Source organism: Vibrio sp. R12-SG2-ISO1 (assembly GCF_059834045.1).
This window is the reverse complement of the sequence record NZ_JCBDGO010000008.1, coordinates 126,087-143,564: the sequence shown is the minus strand read 5'-3', so window position 1 is coordinate 143,564 and position 17,478 is coordinate 126,087. Positions and strand designations below refer to the sequence as shown.

Annotated in this window: 15 protein-coding genes; 9 read left to right on the top strand and 6 right to left on the bottom strand. The window is 51.0% G+C overall.

Going from position 1 to position 17,478, the window contains the following annotated elements; translation table 11 throughout:
• Positions 1 to 220 precede the first annotated feature (220 nt).
• Positions 221 to 1,510, top strand: coding sequence for an NAD(P)/FAD-dependent oxidoreductase (locus AC6R10_RS06065; protein ID WP_500671774.1), 1,290 nt, complete (start codon positions 221 to 223; stop codon positions 1,508 to 1,510).
• Positions 1,511 to 1,575: 65 nt separating this feature from the next.
• Here the strand turns inward: AC6R10_RS06065 and AC6R10_RS06060 are convergent, their stop codons facing one another.
• From AC6R10_RS06060 to AC6R10_RS06040, 5 genes are all read right to left on the bottom strand, one after another.
• Complete coding sequence (locus AC6R10_RS06060) at positions 1,576 to 1,848, bottom strand: DUF4282 domain-containing protein (protein WP_500671773.1); 273 nt, start codon at positions 1,846 to 1,848, stop codon at positions 1,576 to 1,578.
• A 144-nt stretch (positions 1,849 to 1,992) separates the two neighbouring features.
• On the bottom strand, positions 1,993 to 2,532 hold the full coding sequence (locus AC6R10_RS06055; protein WP_500671772.1) for a GNAT family N-acetyltransferase: 540 nt from the start codon (positions 2,530 to 2,532) through the stop codon (positions 1,993 to 1,995).
• A 33-nt stretch (positions 2,533 to 2,565) separates the two neighbouring features.
• The gene (locus tag AC6R10_RS06050) at positions 2,566 to 3,354 is read right to left on the bottom strand and encodes a peptidoglycan binding protein CsiV (RefSeq protein WP_500671771.1); all 789 of its coding nucleotides are present in this window, start codon (positions 3,352 to 3,354) and stop codon (positions 2,566 to 2,568) included.
• Positions 3,355 to 3,453: 99 nt separating this feature from the next.
• Positions 3,454 to 6,909: a transcription-repair coupling factor gene (gene mfd, locus AC6R10_RS06045; RefSeq protein ID WP_500671770.1), complete on the bottom strand. Its 3,456-nt coding sequence runs from the start codon at positions 6,907 to 6,909 to the stop codon at positions 3,454 to 3,456.
• An 8-nt stretch (positions 6,910 to 6,917) separates the two neighbouring features.
• Positions 6,918 to 7,484, bottom strand: a complete 567-nt coding sequence (locus AC6R10_RS06040) for a PilZ domain-containing protein (RefSeq protein WP_500671769.1) — start codon at positions 7,482 to 7,484, stop codon at positions 6,918 to 6,920.
• A 163-nt stretch (positions 7,485 to 7,647) separates the two neighbouring features.
• Between AC6R10_RS06040 and lolC the strand changes: the two genes are divergently transcribed.
• From lolC to lolE, 3 genes are read left to right on the top strand one after another with little or no spacing between them, the layout of a single operon-like run.
• On the top strand, positions 7,648 to 8,856 hold the full coding sequence (gene lolC, locus AC6R10_RS06035) for a lipoprotein-releasing ABC transporter permease subunit LolC (protein ID WP_500671768.1): 1,209 nt from the start codon (positions 7,648 to 7,650) through the stop codon (positions 8,854 to 8,856).
• Positions 8,849 to 9,535, top strand: coding sequence for a lipoprotein-releasing ABC transporter ATP-binding protein LolD (gene lolD / locus AC6R10_RS06030; protein WP_500671767.1), 687 nt, complete (start codon positions 8,849 to 8,851; stop codon positions 9,533 to 9,535). The genes lolC and lolD overlap by 8 nt, the downstream gene beginning before the upstream one ends.
• The gene (gene lolE, locus AC6R10_RS06025) at positions 9,536 to 10,780 is read left to right on the top strand and encodes a lipoprotein-releasing ABC transporter permease subunit LolE (protein WP_500671766.1); all 1,245 of its coding nucleotides are present in this window, start codon (positions 9,536 to 9,538) and stop codon (positions 10,778 to 10,780) included. It begins immediately after the preceding gene.
• A gap of 135 nt (positions 10,781 to 10,915) precedes the next feature.
• On the opposite strand, the gene AC6R10_RS06020 is transcribed toward lolE, so the two are convergent.
• Positions 10,916 to 11,446: a DUF2062 domain-containing protein gene (locus AC6R10_RS06020; RefSeq protein WP_334552499.1), complete on the bottom strand. Its 531-nt coding sequence runs from the start codon at positions 11,444 to 11,446 to the stop codon at positions 10,916 to 10,918.
• Positions 11,447 to 11,508: 62 nt separating this feature from the next.
• Between AC6R10_RS06020 and AC6R10_RS06015 the strand changes: the two genes are divergently transcribed.
• Genes AC6R10_RS06015 through kdsB form a run of 5 tightly spaced genes read left to right on the top strand, consistent with a single transcriptional unit; the run spans position 11,509 to position 17,384 of the window.
• Positions 11,509 to 13,683 carry a DNA internalization-related competence protein ComEC/Rec2 gene (locus tag AC6R10_RS06015; protein WP_500671765.1) on the top strand — a complete coding sequence of 725 codons (2,175 nt, stop codon included), beginning with the start codon at positions 11,509 to 11,511 and terminating at the stop codon, positions 13,681 to 13,683.
• A gap of 32 nt (positions 13,684 to 13,715) precedes the next feature.
• A complete protein-coding gene (gene msbA, locus AC6R10_RS06010; protein ID WP_500671764.1) occupies positions 13,716 to 15,464 on the top strand; it encodes a lipid A ABC transporter ATP-binding protein/permease MsbA in 1,749 nt (582 codons plus the stop codon).
• Positions 15,465 to 15,467: 3 nt separating this feature from the next.
• On the top strand, positions 15,468 to 16,475 hold the full coding sequence (gene lpxK, locus AC6R10_RS06005) for a tetraacyldisaccharide 4'-kinase (protein ID WP_500671763.1): 1,008 nt from the start codon (positions 15,468 to 15,470) through the stop codon (positions 16,473 to 16,475).
• Complete coding sequence (locus AC6R10_RS06000; RefSeq protein WP_005474972.1) at positions 16,456 to 16,635, top strand: Trm112 family protein; 180 nt, start codon at positions 16,456 to 16,458, stop codon at positions 16,633 to 16,635. The genes lpxK and AC6R10_RS06000 overlap by 20 nt, the downstream gene beginning before the upstream one ends.
• Entirely contained in the window at positions 16,635 to 17,384 is a 750-nt protein-coding gene (gene kdsB / locus AC6R10_RS05995; protein ID WP_500671762.1) for a 3-deoxy-manno-octulosonate cytidylyltransferase, read from the top strand. Before AC6R10_RS06000 ends, kdsB begins: the two co-directional genes overlap by 1 nt.
• Positions 17,385 to 17,478: the final 94 nt, after the last annotated feature.

Genomic DNA, 17,478 nt, shown 5'->3' with positions numbered 1-17,478 from the left:
AAAAAATTGAGAGCAAGTAAAAAACTTGCCCCAAAAAAACGAGTTGAGCGGCAAAAATGCCCGCTATTGAACGCCAATAACAAGCCTCATATCCGAAAACGTCATGCCAGAGTGCGAATCACGCACCGGTTAGGGTGAGTAACCGCATGGCAAAAGAGAATTTTCTCGAGCTGAGTAATCGGCTCGAATCATGATTATTTATATTTAGAGGAACGTTATTGTGACACGAATTATCGTTGTAGGCGGTGGTGCAGGCGGCCTGGAGCTTGCTACCAAACTGGGTCGTACATTGGGCCGTAAAGGCCGTGCGCAAGTCACCTTGGTTGACCGTAAGGCAAGCCACTTGTGGAAACCCTTGCTGCATGAAGTTGCGACAGGTTCACTGGATGAAGGTGTGGACGCGCTAAGCTACCGTGCGCACGCCAAAAATCACCACTTTGATTTCCAAATGGGTGCGCTCAAACACATTGACCGTGAGCGTAAAGTGATCACACTGCACGAGCTGAAAGATGAGCATGGCGAACTGCTGATGCCAACGCGTGAGCTTGAGTACGATCTTCTGGTGATGGCCATTGGTTCTACCTCCAATGACTTCAACACGCCGGGCGTGCGTGACAACTGCATCTTCCTCGATAGCCCAGAGCAAGCGCACCGTTTCCGCACCGAAATGAACAATGAATTCTTAAAGCTGCACGCGAAAAATGGTCAAGGCACCGTGGATATCGCGATCGTAGGCGCGGGTGCAACCGGTGTTGAACTTTCTGCGGAGCTGCACAATGCAGTGAAAGAGTTGCGCACTTATGGTTTTGGTGACTTGGACTCAAGCAAGCTCAACGTCAACCTTGTTGAAGCGGGTGAGCGTATTCTTCCAGCTCTGCCGCCACGCATTTCAAGTGCTGCCCATCAAGAGTTGACCAAGCTTGGCGTCAACGTGCGCACCGCGACTATGGTGACCAAAGCGGAAAAAGATGGCCTAGTGACCAAAGAGGGCGACAAAATCCCAGCGCAAATCATGGTTTGGGCTGCGGGCATCAAAGCGCCAGATTTCATTAAAGACATTGCAGGCTTAGAGACTAACCGCATCAACCAATTGGTGGTGAAAAGCACCTTGCAAACGACGCGTGACGATGACATTTTCGTGATTGGCGATCTCGCGCAATGCACGCAAGAAGACGGCTCGTTTGTGCCACCTCGTGCCCAGGCTGCACACCAAATGGCAAGCTGCGCGTTTTCCAATATTGTAGCGAAGATGAACGGCCGAGAACTCAAGCCTTATGTCTACAAAGACAAAGGTTCACTGGTCTCTCTCAGCCGCTTCTCGACCGTTGGTAGCCTAATGGGCAACCTCACCAAAGGCTCAATGATGGTGGAAGGCCGTATCGCTCGCGTAGTTTACATTTCGCTCTACCGCCTACACCAAATGGCACTACACGGGATGTTCAAAACCGCGCTCATCATCCTCATGGGCGGCATCAACCGCGTGTTGAGACCCAACCTTAAGCTTCATTGATCAAAACAAGAAGAGCGCCGATTGGCGCTCTTCTCTTATACGGTTTTGAACTCAACGAATCAGTGTTAGACGTTTGATTTTTCTTTTGCCTCTTTTAGTGCCTGCAAATTTTCGTTGATCTTGAAGATAACAATCATCAATTCACACCAAATACGAGCCCCAATCGCACCGCCAATCATCGTTAGCAATCCCAGCATAAAGGTTTGAAACGTCACACCGCCGTATCCACTAAACATGGTTCCAATGCCAGAGATGATCGCAATGAGAAGCAGCAACCAGTAAAGTCCGGTGACTAGCTTTGGAGTGAGCATAGATTTAAACGAAAATATCGATTCCATTCTTAGATTTCCTTTCATAGATAAAGGAAATAATCATGCCACAGTTTATGGCTCAACCTAGGACAAAGAGTCTGACGCCTAACACGAATTTGGCGTAAGTTATTGGCTAATCAGTAATTAACTGCTTTTATGGTGAGGTTAAACTCAATCTGGAATCATTGAAAACACCAACCCCTCTTTAGGCTGGCCTTGAAAGACAAAGCGATTCTTCGCCCGAGCTTCCAGTGTTGCGCCGCATTTAATGGCGAGGTGTTGACTGGGGAGGTTGTCTGGGTCGCAGACGATTTCGACACGGGTCAGTTTGAGTTGGGCGAAGCAGAACTCCACCAGCGCATTGAGCGCTTCTTGGCCGGTGCCCTTGCCTTGGAACTCATCGGCTATCCAATAACCGATACTCGCCATGTTGAAGGTGTGGTAGAGCTCATTGATGGCGACCATGCCCACCAAAGCGCCGGTTGCGCGTTGGAATACGCCAAAACCGTAGGCTTGAGATTTCACCCAGTTGAGTCGAGTTTGCAACAAGAAAGCTTCTGCGTCCTCAAGGGAGAACTCGGGGTGGCACCAGTCAATCCATTGGTGCAGGCTTGCAGAGTGCACAATCAGACGCTGAAAAATCTCAGCATGCTCAGCATCAATCAAGCCAAGTCGCAGGTTCGGGGTGATGATTTGGTAATCGGGTGACATAAACAACAGCCCTCACGAGGAGGGCTGACAAGATTACTGCGCGACGCGGCGAACTTGGATAATCACGCCCATGAGAGGGTGATCTAAGTAGTGTGTTTCGGTACTGCGCATGCGGCGCTTTTGGTCGAAACGGTAAGACTTCAAGAAAGACTGGGTTTCGACGGTTGGCGTGATGTCTTCCATCAAGCCCGCTTGGACCACAGCATTATCTTGCATACTATCTTGTGTGGCGTCTTGTGTGCCAACGTTGGCTCGGATCGGTGCATCGAGAACCACTTCACGTACGCTTGGCGCTTTTAAATCCAGCTCGACATCGGCGTAAAGGTAATGCTCAACATACACTTGAAACGTACCGTCGAGTTCAAACAGCGGCGCTGGAATACTCTCTTCGGTTACCCCATCAATGACACTGGAGGTAGCATTACTGCCCGCAGGTGAACCATCAACATTAAACTGATTGGAATAATCTTTTCCTGCTTGAATATGAAACACCGGCGCACCGAAACGGCCTTGGTCGCCTTGACGCCAAGCGGTGTGCATCAGCACATCAAAGCCCGCGTGACGTTTCAGCTTTTGCACTTGCTCACCAAGTTCATACTGTGAGTAAGGCAGTAAAGTGACCTGCTTACTGGCTCTGAAACTGGCATCAGAAAATTTGCCCGCGCGCTCAAGACTGATCTCTGGCGGGTTATTCGGCCAAGATTCCGCAGTCATTTCTGGGTTGACGGCACGTTTAAAGATGATCACTTCAATATCAAATTGACGCTCGGCCCAAGAAGGCATCGCGACGAAAAAAAGCAGCAGGGTAATCAGCTTTTTCATTCCAACTCCATTGAAGAGGTAGCGTGTACCTCAAAATTGTTCATAGTCCGCAAGCGGCGCGCATTGCTGTTTCTTAATTCAAGCCCTGATGCCGAATGCTTAGGGCAGTCGATTTTGCTTGAATTCGCCTAGCATATCACTAACAAACTGAATTCGCTTGCGTCTGTCGACTAATGGTAGCGTAAACTTGAATTTGGTTGGGCCATCCATTGCGAATTTTTGCGGTTGTGATTGCAGTAGTTTAACCAGATAGATGGGGTTAATGTCAGCATCCGGATAGAACTCGATAAAACCGCCTTTTTCATGCGCTTCGATCTTCTTCACTTTGAGCTGCGCTGCTTCAATTTTTAACGCGGCTACCGAAAGCAGGTTTTTGGTGGCATCGGGCAGTGGACCAAAACGATCTATTAGCTCGACTTTTAGCTCATCCAATTCATCTTGACTGCTGACGCTGGCGATCTGTTTGTACATCGACAGGCGCGTATTAACGTCAGGCAAGTAGTCATCCGGCAGCAAGGCGGGTAGACGCATTTCCACTTCGGTTTGCTCGCGCAGTAGATCATCCAACGAAGGCTCTTTGCCCTCCTTGAGTGCCTCGACCGCTTGTTCGAGCATTTCCATGTAGAGAGTAAAGCCAACCGATTGAATTTGGCCACTTTGCTCATCACCCAGCAATTCACCTGCACCGCGGATCTCTAAGTCATGGGTGGCAAGGGTGAAGCCTGCGCCCAAATCCTCCAGCGAGGCGATGGCTTCAAGACGTTTGACGGCGTCCTTGGTCATGGCTTTTGGATGAGGGGTCAGCAAGTAGGCGTACGCTTGGTGATGCGAACGTCCGACGCGGCCGCGTAATTGGTGCAACTGCGCAAGACCTAGGTTGTCCGCGCGGTCCATGATGATGGTGTTGGCTGTCGGCACGTCGATACCAGTTTCAATGATGGTGGTACAGACTAAGACGTTGAAGCGCTGATGGTAGAAGTCATTCATGATGCGCTCAAGCTCGCGCTCACGCATTTGACCGTGTGCTGTAGTAATACGCGCTTCTGGGATGAGCTTTTCAAGATCCGCCGCCACTTTGTCGATGGTCTCGACTTGGTTGTGCAAGAAGTACACCTGACCACCACGCATGATTTCACGCAGCACAGCCTCTCGAATCGTCGCATCGTCGCTTTGACGGACGAAGGTTTTAATGGCTAAGCGTCTAGCGGGTGGCGTGGCAATGATTGACAGATCGCGCATGCCACTCATCGCCATGTTCAAAGTTCGAGGGATAGGCGTTGCGGTCAGCGTTAGGATGTCGACATCCGCACGCATCGCTTTCATTTTCTCTTTTTGACGCACACCAAAGCGGTGCTCTTCATCGACAATCAATAGGCCTAAATCGTTGAAGACAATATCATTTGAGAGCAATTTGTGCGTGCCGACCACAATGTCCACTTTGCCATCTTTGACATCTTGTAGCACTTGCTTTTGCTCTTTGGCGGTTTTAAAGCGCGACAGCACTTCAACGCGAATCGGCAGGTTGGCAAAGCGGTCACGGAAGTTTTCAAAATGCTGCTGCGCCAGTAGGGTGGTGGGTACGAGCACCGCAACTTGCTTGGCGTTGTCCGTGGCAACAAACGCCGCACGCATGGCGACTTCGGTTTTACCAAAGCCAACGTCACCACAGACCAAACGATCCATCGCTTTGGCTTGGCACATGTCAGACAGTACCGCGTTAATCGCCATCGCTTGATCGTCGGTTTCCTCAAATGGGAAGCCCGCTTTAAACGTTGCATATTGTTCACGGTCAAGGGCAAATTTATGCCCGGGTTTGAGCTCGCGCTTGGCATAAACATCCAGCAATTCGGCGGCAACATCACGCACTTTCTCTGCGGCTTTACGCCGTGCTTTGCTCCAAGCATCGCCACCGAGTTTATGCAGAGGCGCCCCATCCTCGGCACCGCCAGAGTAGCGGCTGATAAGGTTAAGCGAGGCAACAGGGACGTAAAGTTTGGCTTCGTTTTGGTACTCAAGCGTCACGTATTCAGTGACCATCCCACCTGCTTCAAGGGTTTGCAGACCGATGTAGCGGCCGATCCCGTGGTCGATGTGTACCACAGGTTGACCCTCTTTCAATTCGGCTAGGTTGCGAATGACCGCATCGCTGTTGGTGGCTTTGCGATCTTTGCGGCGGCGCTGTATGACGCGATCGCCCAATAAGTCGCTTTCACAGACGAGAGCGACTTGCTCATCGCCAAACAAAAAGCCATGTTCAGAGGCGCCGATGACTAAGGTGTGTTTGTCCTTACTCTCTAGCGCGTCGGAAAAACTGTGCTTAAGTTCAGGGCGCAACTTGATACGTTGCAATAACTCAAGCAGTGCCTCGCGGCGACCTTCTGACTCCACCGAAAAGACAATCTTACCGCGATAGTGTTCGACGAAATGCCTCAATGCGGCTAAAGGTTCTTTGTGCTGATGCTGCACAAAGAGATCGGGTAAAGGTTCAATGTCAACATTGGCTCGGCCTTGCTTGGCGGTGATGGGCTCGACAGAAAGCTCGACTTGGGCAAGGGGCTTAAATTGGCTAAACAGTTCGTCTTTTTTCAGCCACAACTCTTGTGGTGGCAATAACGGGCGCAAAGGATCGACTTTGCGCTGATCATAGCGGTAGTCGACATCGGTTAAGAAGGTATCGATGGCTTGCTCAATATTGCCCACCGTCAACAGTTGGCTACCCTCTGGTAGGTAGTCAAACAGGGTTTCGGTGTGATCGAAAAAGAGTGGCTGCCAATACTCTATCCCCGCTGGCCAAGTACCTTTAGAGACTTGCATGTAGACAGACTCGGGCTCGCGGCGCGCTTCAAAGCGCTGACGCCATCGGATGCGAAAATCTTCAATCGCGGCTTCGGTAGTGGGGAACTCATGTGCTGGTAGCAGGCGGATCTCTTTGCGCTCTTCAATCGAGCGTTGGTTCTCTGGATCGAAGGTGCGGATGGTGTCGATTTCATCATCAAAGAAATCAATTCGGTAAGGATCGCTTGAGCCCATTGGGAAGAGGTCTAAAATCGAACCACGACTGGCGTATTCGCCGGGGCCAAACACTTGCTCAACGTGGCGATAGCCGGACTTCTCGAGTTGCAGGCGCAGCTTGTCGAGTGAGTACAAGTCTCCAGTTTTGACCATCAAGGTGTGGGCAAGCAAAAACTCACGCGGCGATTGGCGCTGCAGCAAGGTGTTCACCGGCACTATGGTGATGCCCGCGTTCAGCGTTGGCATTTGATACAGGTGCGCTATGCGGTCCGAGATGATTTCTTGATGGGGCGAGAAGCTGTCGTAAGGCAAGGTTTCCCAATCGGGGAAGAGGGCGACCGACTCGCGAGTAAACTGCTCGATTTCTTGCAGCAGTCTCAGCGCCGTTTGTGGATCAGGCACGGCTAACAGTGTATGGCCTGAGTGTTGATTCGCCAACTCAGCAATCGCAAGTGGTAAGCTGGCGCCCTTGAGGTTACCAATCCGTTTCTTGTCCCCAGCACCTTGTGCTGATGCTAAGTTCAATAAAGATAGTTGTGGCATAGCAGTCGTTATTTTTCTCGATTGATGGAGCGTTGGCGCAGCAGCTTTTGTTGCTGCAACAAGGCGGCTTTAATCAGCAGGTCTTGGTCGCTATCACGCAATAAGTCGTATTTGACCGTAATGAGGTAGCCATCATTGTCTGCCTCGCATTGAGTGACGTGCCCATAGCAGTAGATGGCCGCCGCTGGGCTATCTAAAAAGAGTTTCAGGCGTAACTTGCTGTTGAGCGCAAGCGCGGTTTGGGCTTGATAGGTCAACTGGCTGGCACCAAATGCGCTGGTGTGAAAACGCAGGGCTTGCTCATCTTGCTGAGAGAGCATAAAGGTCAACAGTAGGTTGAGCTTTGAGTTCTGCGTGTCGAGCAGTTCAATGACATGTTTGAAATCGCTGTTTTTTAGCTCACTGCGCGCGTGATCGTTGAGTAAATCCAGATGGCTAAATTCACTCGCCACTAAAAAGGGGGCGGGAATTTCGCGCTCAAACTGGTCAAAGCAAGGAAAGTCAGCACCTGCCTCTAGAGCCTCGACATTGATGGCGAGCGCGTGATTGACGGTGAAATATTCTTGTTCTGACATGCGTTTTCCTTGCGAGTTTTTTCTGATTATCGTCATACCAGAGCGTTTATCAAGGTATGCCTTTGTTTATTCCACATTTTCACCGCCATTTTGCAATTAAACACTACAACCCACGTAGATTAATGGGTAGAGTAAACGCCATCAAACATTGATGGTTGGTTTTATGTTTCATCCAGTCTCGACCTTTATTGGGCTTCGTTATTTACGTGGACGATCGGGTGACCGGTTCAGTCGCTTCGTCTCTTATATGTCGACCGCGGGCATCACTATTGGCGTGATGTCGCTGGTGACGGTGTTGTCGGTGATGAACGGTTTTGAGTCGCAGCTTAAAAGTCGCATCCTTGGTGTTCTGCCGCAAGCCATCGTCTCGAATAGTGATGGTCATACTGTTCGTTCTGATACTCCGCCTGAGTTTGTTCGTGCGCTTTCTACGTCTTCTACGCCGACGCCGATCGTTCAGAGTGAGGCGGTGATTCAAAGTGCAGAAAGTTTGAGTGCGGGCTTGATGGTAGGCATCGACCCGAATCTTGACCGCTCGATTGCCACGCATTTGTATGCGGGTTCGGCAGGGGAGCTGCAAACCGGGACTTACCGCATCCTGATTGGTCAAACCTTGGCGCGAGGGTTGGATGTCTCGGTGGGTGACAAAGTGCGTCTGATGGTCACTGGCGCCAGTCAGTTTACGCCGCTTGGCCGTATTCCTAGCCAGCGTCTATTTACGGTGGCAGGGATCTTTAACACAGGATCAGATATCGATGGCCAACTGATGATGGTGCACATTGACGATGCCGCCAAACTGCTGCGCATGAAAAGTGATGAGATGTCAGGCTGGCGACTCTATTTCGATGACCCATTTATCGTCAGTGAACTTGGGCAAAAGTCTCTGCCAGAGCCGTGGCAGTGGCAAGATTGGCGTGATCAGCGTGGGGAACTGTTCCAAGCGGTACGAATGGAAAAAAACATGATGGGGCTGATGCTGGGCCTAATCGTTGGTGTAGCAGCATTTAACATTATTTCCGCCCTTATCATGGTGGTGATGGAAAAACAGTCGGAAGTGGCCATCTTAAAAACGCAAGGCATGCAAAATCATCACATTTTGGCTGTTTTCATGGTGCAAGGTGCAAGCAGCGGCATCATTGGCGCATTCATTGGTGGTGGCCTTGGTGTGCTGCTGGCGACGAATTTAAATGCGTTGCTTGATGCAGCGGGTATCGCGTTATTTGCGGTCGGCGGCGAGCTGCCGATCGTTATCTCCTGGCCGCAAATTCTCTTAGTGGTTCTGCTTGCGATTGCGCTTAGCCTAACGGCGACCTTGTATCCTTCTTACCGAGCATCCTCGGTCAAACCTGCTGAGGCATTAAGATATGAGTAATCTCTTACGTTGTGAACATGTGTGTAAAACTTACCAAGAGGGCGAGTTAAGTACGCAGGTGTTAAACGGGGTCAGCTTCGATATTGAGCGCGGTGAATTGGTGTCAATCATTGGCACATCGGGCTCGGGGAAAAGTACTTTGCTGCACATTTTGGGCGCGCTCGATGATGCTAGCGAAGGCCATGTGACATTTTTGGATCAGCCGCTCGCTGAGCTGAGCTCTAACAAGCAAGCGAAATTACGCAACCAGCATTTAGGGTTTGTTTACCAATTTCATCATCTTTTGGCCGATTTCAGCGCATTAGAAAATGTCGCTATGCCACTGCTGATTGGCGGCATGCCCGTGTCAGAAGCCAAACAGAAAGCGGCCGCGTTGCTGGACAAAGTGGGTTTGACCCATCGCATTGACCATCGTCCATCGGAGTTATCCGGTGGTGAACGCCAGCGGGTGGCGATTGCGCGCGCCTTGGTCAATAGCCCCGATTTGGTCTTGGCGGATGAACCGACGGGTAACCTTGACCATAAAACGGCGCTGGCGATTTACGATTTAATGCGCGAGCTCAATCGTGAATCGGGCACCGCTTTTCTGGTCGTGACCCACGATGGTGAGCTGGCGGCAAAAATGGATCGTCAACTGCATATGCAAGATGGTCTGCTGATCGATATTAAGGAGTCGTAAGTGTTGTCTTCTTTGTCACTGTTTATCGGTGGTCGATTCAGTCGCGCAAAACAGCGCAACAAAATGGTGTCGTTTATTTCCATCTCCTCGACCATTGGTATTGCCGTTGGCGTTGCGGTGATCATCATTGGTTTGTCTGCAATGAATGGTTTTGAACGCGAGCTAAAAAATCGCGTCTTGTCGGTGATTTCTCACGGCGAGTTCGAAGGCGTGCGCGGCCCACTCAACGAGTGGCCAAAGGTGATTGAACGCGCTCAACGACACCCGAAAGTGGAAGCGGCTGCGCCGTTTGTCAAAATGACAGCGCTGGCGGAAAACGGCAGTGCATTAAAAGCTCTCGAGGTGCGAGGCATCGATCCCGAAGCGGAAGCGCGGATTTCCAGTTTGGCGGAATTTATTGACCCGCAAGTCTGGGCAGAGTTTAAACCTGGGCAACAGCAAGCCATTATTGGTCAAGGTGTGGCGGATGCGCTTGGCGCAAAGACGGGTGATGCCATCACACTGATGATTCCTACGGGCGGTGCGAGTCGACAGGTACAGACCCCACGTCGAGTACGAGTGAGTATCACAGGGATGCTGCAACTGAATGGTCAAATTGACCACAGTCTGATTTTAGTTCCGCTTCAGGATGCGCAGGAATATGGCCGTTTAGATAATGCCGTGACTGGGGTAGCGCTCAAAGTGAGCGATGTCCTAGACGCAACGGCGATTGTGCGTGAAGTGGGAAATACGCTAGATGTGTATGTTTACTTGCGCAGTTGGCAGCAAAAATACGGCTTTTTGTACCGAGATATTCAATTGGTGCGCACCATTATGTATTTGGTGATGGTGCTGGTGATTGGTGTGGCGAGCTTTAATATCGTCTCGACCCTGATGATGGCCGTTAAAGATCGCGCAGCCGAGATCGCGATTTTACGTACCATGGGAGCCACCGATGGATTGGTTCGTCGGATCTTTGTCTGGCAAGGTGTCTTCTCAGGCGTGCTTGGCAGTGTGATTGGCAGTATTTTTGGCGTACTCGTGGCGTGGAATTTGACCTCTCTGATCCAGGGGCTGGAGTCACTGACGGGGCACCAATTTCTTTCTGGCGACATTTACTTTGTCGATTTCCTTCCCTCTGAACTTCATGGCTTTGATGTGGCTTTGGTCTCTTTGACCGCTATTACCCTAAGCTTGCTCGCCACTTGGTATCCCGCTTCTCGGGCGGTCAAACTGCACCCTGCGAGCGTTCTCAGTGCGAAGTAGCGATGGTGTTGCGTTTGTCGTGCACAGCGAACAGTGAGAACAGAAAAAGGACCCGCGGGTCCTTTTTTCATCTTGATTCAACACGCCTTGCATCAAAATGTGTGAATAGGGTGGGTAGGCGTTGGTCTCTATCTGCTATTTTTTCAGCATTCTCGGTATTCTGAACTTTCGTTTTTGCCAACTACGGACAACCGAGTAGCGCCACAGCGCTTTGATGCCAAAATAGCCCAACATGGCGGAGACAATCCCGCAGATCAAGCAGCCGAGCAGGAATGGTGGGCCAATGGTGCTCATCTGTTGCAAGATGAACTCCCAAGAGAGTTCAAAGTGAAAGCGCTGCGGTGGGGTATGCATGACCCAAGTGCCCACTTTGTAAGCGAAGTAAAACATCACCGGCATGGTGATTGGGTTGCTGATCCAGACAAGCGCAACGGAGAGTGGCAGGTTAACGCCGCAAGCAATCGCTAACCCAGCAGACATGATCATCTGACTAGGCAGTGGGACAAAAGCCATAAACAATCCCACGGCGAAAGCACCTGCCGCTGAACGGCGATTCAAACACCACAAATTCGGGTTGTACAACACGTTGCCAAAAACCTTTAGTGCCTTTTGACGCTTGATTAACTCATGGTCAGGCATAAAGCGTTTGATGAATTTTCTTGGCATAGGGGACTATGGCTCACTATCTAATCAGTTGTTGGACTCTTGCTTCTTTTTCGGCGACCGTCATGAGCGCCGCAATTTGGCCAGCTATGCCAGATTGGATTTGGGGTGGCCTTAATGTCGGCCTCCTCGTGGTCTCTATTTGGATTCGTGTGCTTCGAATCGGGTGGGGAATCAATGCCGGTCTGTTGTTAGTGATGCTTCATGGTCACTTAATTCACCAGCAAATAGAAACGCTCTTCCGTGCAGGGCCAGATATTACCATAAACGCGAAAGCTGACAGCTTTTTTAAACAAATAAGTCACGGCTTTAGAGGCGAAATTGTAGTTAGATCAATCAATGGCCAAACATTGCGCAGTTTGATGTCACTGAAAGTTCAGTTTATATCGCCAATTGCTCTGCTGCCGGGCGATGAAATCGACGTTAAAGTGCGCTTAGAGCCTGTCGTCGGCTTACTCAATGAGGTGGGATTCGATGCTGAAAAGCAGGCGTTGTCACGCCGATGGTTAGCCACCGCGGTAGCGCCTTCGAAGGCGCATTTTATCGTGCGCAGCCTGCCCACTCTTCGTGCGCATTACTATCTTCTTCTCGAGCGTGCCATAGCGCCATACTCGCAGCGCGGCTTGATTGAAGCGTTAACCTTTGGCGCTCGGCATCATTTAAGTACGGTGCATTCTGCTCAGTTGGCGCGCAGTGGACTTGGGCATCTGATTGCCATTTCTGGTCTGCATATCGGCATCGCGTTTGGACTAGGGTGGTGGTTGGGGTGGGGTGTGTTCATGCTATGGCCTCGGGCAAACGTGGCACCGCTCATTTTGGGGCTTATCGTCGCCACTTGCTATGCTTGGCTTGCAGGTTTAACGCTACCCACTCAGCGCGCGTTACTGGCGTGCTTGTTGACCGTGGGGTTGCTGCTGGTCAAGCGCTATTGGCCGCTGCGACTCAAGTGGTGTTTGGTGACTGCGATCTTGTTACTCTTTGACCCTTTCGCGCCTTTGTCTCTCAGCTTTTGGATGTCGATTCTGGCGGTGGCGATCATCTTCGTGTTTGTTTCCAGCCGCTACGCACAAACCGGCGCGCTTAGCAGTATGCTGCGCTTACAGGTTTTCTTTCTGCTTTTCATGACACCGCTGACGATACTGTTTTTCGATGGCGTCAGTCGCATCGCGTTTCTCACTAATCTGGTCTGTGTGCCGCTGTTTTCGTTCATTATCATTCCTCTCACTCTGATCGCGTTGCTGGCCCAGTTGCTATTCGACTTTTCGTTACTTTGGCCGTTAATCAATGGGGCGTTACAATGGGTGTCGGATGCTTTGGGTCATTGGGACTCGTGGTGGTGGGTCGCAGATGATTGGGCAATGCTGTTCGGAGTGAGCGCTCTGCTAGCGCTGGCTTCTGTCTGGGTGCGCAAGCGGGTGTTGTTGCTGATTTTTGCTGTGACGGCGATGGGGCGGATAGAATTTGATCCCAAGCCCTTATGGGAAATGTGGATGCTCGATGTCGGGCACGGTCTCGCTGTTGTGATTCGACAAGGCGATAGCGCGCTGGTTTATGACACGGGCAGCGCTTGGCAAGACTCGAGCTATACGGAGCAGATCATCACGCCACTGCTGTACAAGCGGGGGATTCGTCGTGTTGACTATCTTATTCTCAGCCATATGGACTGGGATCATGCCGGCGGTTGGCAGCCATTAGTGGCAGAGTGGCAACCGACACTCATCAGCAGTCAACATGGCGTAGGCGATGTGCCCTGTCGTCAAGGTCAAGCCCTACAGTGGCAGCGTTTGACGCTTGAGGTCTTATGGCCGCCAACAAAGGTCTCTCGAGCGTTCAATCCGCACTCTTGTGTTGTTCGAGTGAGCTCGCCAGAGGCGTCGGTATTACTGACCGGAGACATTGATGCCATTGCTGAATGGCTATTGCTCCGAGAGCCGCAACATCTGAAGGCCGACATCCTCTTAGTGCCTCATCATGGCAGCCGGACCTCGTCTTTGCCAGCGTTTATCGACGCCGTTTCACCGAGGTTGGCTTTAGCGTCGTCAGCGTATCGAGGGCGCTGGACACTGCCACACCCATTGGTGGTGGAGCGCTATCAAATTCGTGGTATTGATTGGCGTGATACCGGTACCTTTGGCCAGTTGACGGTGAAATTTTATCCAAACGAGTGGTTTGTCCGTGGGATTCGAGAGGTCAAAGGCCGGGCATGGTATAGGCAGATGCTGCGTAACGGAGTAGAATGACCGCAATATTGTAAGAAAAATAAAGCCTTTCTATGTCACAACACCAAGATGAAACCACCTGGACCACATTTAAACGATTGTGGACATACATTCGCCTGTACAAAGCGGGTCTCGTGGTCGCGATCATTGCGCTTGTCATTAACGCCTTTGCGGACACCTACATGATCTCCTTGCTCAAGCCTTTGCTCGATGAAGGGTTTGGTGATGCAGACTCCAACTTTTTGCGCACGCTACCGTTTATCATTTTGGGGATGATGGTGCTTAGGGGCTTGAGTGGATTCGTCTCAACCTACTGTTTGAGTTGGGTATCGGGCAATGTTGTGATGTTGATGCGTCGCCGTATCTTTGCTCAGTTTATGCATATGCCGGTGTCGTTTTTTGATAAAGAGTCGACCGGTGGTTTACTGTCTCGTATTACCTATGACTCCGAGCAGGTGGCAGGTGCAACCAGCCGTGCGTTAGTCAGTATCGTGCGTGAAGGCGCGAGTATTATTGGCTTACTTGTCCTAATGTTTTGGAACAGTTGGCAGTTATCTTTAGTCTTGTTTGTCGTCGCTCCCGTTGTGGCATGGGGGATTGGCGTGGTCTCCAAACGTTTTCGCCGTATTTCAAAAAATATGCAAGATGCGATGGGCAACGTTACCTCTTCGGCGGAGCAGATGCTGAAAGGCCACAAAGTCGTATTGAGTTACGGCGGTCAGGATGTGGAAACCAAGCGTTTTGACGAAGTGAGTAATCGCATGCGCCAACAGACGATGAAGCTTGTCGCTGCTCAAGCGATCGCCAACCCGGTGATTCAAGTGATCGCGTCGATGGCATTGGTGGTGGTGCTGTTTTTGGCCAGCGTCGATTCGATTCGTGCAGACCTGACGCCGGGCACCTTTACGGTCATCTTCTCTGCCATGTTTGGCTTGATGCGCCCTCTGAAATCTCTCACTAACGTCACCTCAGAGTTTCAGCGCGGTATGGCGGCAAGCCAAACCTTGTTTGGCCTGATGGATCTTGAGACTGAGAAAGATACCGGTCAATACAGCATGGACAAAGTCCGTGGTGATATTGAAGTGAAAGACGTCACCTTCACCTACGGTGGCAAAGAGAAACCGGCACTCAGCCAAGTGAGCTTTTCTATCCCGCAGGGTAAGACGGTGGCGCTGGTGGGTCGCTCGGGTTCAGGCAAAAGTACCATTGCCAATCTCTTTACCCGTTTTTACGACGTTGATTCAGGTACCATCTTGCTTGATGAACACGACATCCGCGATTACAGCCTAAGCAATCTGCGCAGTCACTTTGCCCTTGTGTCGCAAAATGTGCACTTGTTCAATGACACCATTGCCAACAACATTGCTTATGCGGCGAAAGACAAATACAGCCGCGAGCAAATCGAAGAAGCCGCGCGTTTGGCGTACGCGATGGATTTCATTGAAGGCATGGATGACGGATTAGATACTGTGATTGGTGAAAACGGAACGAGCTTGTCAGGCGGTCAACGTCAACGTATCGCGATTGCGCGAGCGTTACTGCGTGATGCCCCTGTACTGATCTTGGATGAGGCCACATCGGCGCTAGATACTGAGTCTGAGAAGGCAATCCAGTCCGCACTCGATGAACTGCAGAAAAACAAAACGGTGTTGGTGATTGCGCACCGACTGTCGACCATTGAAAATGCGGATGAAATCCTGGTTGTTGATGAGGGTGAAATTGTTGAGCGTGGCTCACACGCTGAGCTGTTGTCCCAAGACGGTGCGTATGCGCAGCTTCACCGTATTCAATTTGGTGCCTAATCGGTGATTGAGCAGATTTGGTTTGGTCAACACCCCCTTCGTTGGTTAGCCTGGCCGCTTCTATGGCCGCTAAGTCGTTTGTTTGCGTTTATCAGTCAGCGCCGACGTCAGCAGTTCGAGTCTGGCGTTAAACAGAGCTATCGAGCGCCAGTGCCTGTAGTGGTGGTGGGTAATATCACCGCCGGTGGCAATGGCAAAACACCGGTCGTGATCTGGCTGGTTGAGACCTTACAAGCGCTCGGTTACACGCCGGGTGTGGTGTCACGGGGCTACGGCGCGAAAGCGCCGTCTTATCCGTTGATGGTGGACGCTTCAACGCTAACTCAGCATTGTGGTGATGAACCTAAGCTTATTTATCAGCGCACCGGAGCGCCGGTTGCCGTGTCACCGGTACGGTCTGAGGCAGTACAAGCCTTATTACCACAAGGCGTGGATATCATCATTACCGACGATGGGTTACAGCATTACGCCTTGCAAAGAGACATAGAGTTGGTGGTTGTGGATGGTGCTCGCCGTTTTGGTAACGAACAACTGTTGCCGTTAGGGCCGCTGCGCGAATCGACCGCTCGATTGCAAAGTGTTGATGCCATCATTACCAACGGGGGCAATGCTCACCCGGGTGAAGCATCGATGCAATTGGTGCCAGACCTTGCCGTCAACCTAACAACCGGAGAGCGTCGCGCAGTCGGCGAGCTTGGGCGCTTAATCGCGATGGCCGGAATTGGTCATCCACCAAGATTTTTCAATACCTTAGCCCAGCTCGGTGCGCAAGTGACCATGAGCCAAGGCTTTGCCGATCACAAAGATTTCTCCGCCGATGAATTAATCGCGTTGGCTGCAAAAGGCGACGTTTTGATCATGACAGAAAAAGATGCCGTAAAATGTACGCAATTTGCGCAGGACAACTGGTGGTATTTGCCCGTGTCTGCCAAATTTGAGCCACAGGATGCCGCGTACATCATCAATAAAATTAAAGAGGTGAAAGAGCAGTATGGACCATCGTCTTCTTGAAATCGTTGCTTGCCCAGTGTGCAAGGGAAAGCTGACATTCGACAAAGATAAACAAGAGCTGATTTGTAAATTGGATCGACTTGCTTACCCAATTAAAGAGGGCATCCCTGTCTTGCTCGAACCTGAAGCTCGCCAAATGAGCATGGATGAGGGGCGCTAATGGCTTTTACTGTCGTTATACCTGCGCGCTATCAATCGAGCCGCTTACCGGGTAAGCCTCTTGCCGATATCGCTGGTAAGCCAATGGTGCAACGCGTTTACGAGCAAGCCATTCAAGCGGGTGCCGAGCGAGTGATCGTTGCGACCGATGATGAACGGGTTGAGCAAGCCGTGCGAGCCTTTGGTGGTGAAGTGTGCATGACGTCAGACAAGCACGAATCAGGCACCGAGCGCTTAGCGGAAGTGGTTGAACAGATGGGCATTGCTGACGATCACATTATCGTCAATGTTCAAGGTGATGAGCCTTTGATACCGCCATCGATCATTTCTCAAGTGGCCGATAACCTTGCCCGTTGCAACGCGCCAATGGCCACGTTGGCGGTAGAGATCCGTGATGAAGAGGAAGTGTTCAATCCCAATGCGGTGAAAGTGGTGGTAGACCAGCAAGGTTTTGCCCTTTACTTTAGCCGGGCGACGATTCCTTGGGATCGTGACCACTTTGCTAGCGGTAATGCCGATGCCAAACAGCCTCTACTGCGTCATATCGGTATTTATGCCTATCGTGCGGGATTCATCAATACCTATGTCAATTGGCAGCCTACGCCACTAGAGCGTATTGAGTGCTTAGAGCAGCTTCGTGTGCTCTGGTATGGAGAAAAAATCCATGTCGATGTTGCCAAAGAAGCGCCGGCCGCTGGAGTGGATACACCACACGATCTTGATGTCGTCAGACGTCATTTTAGTGCTTAAGTGCGCAAACCCCTAAAGTCATAGAATATAAAGGCCCAGAAACGGACAGGTTTCTGGGCCTTTTGTTTTTATGCGTGGCGGGTTGCTTTTATAC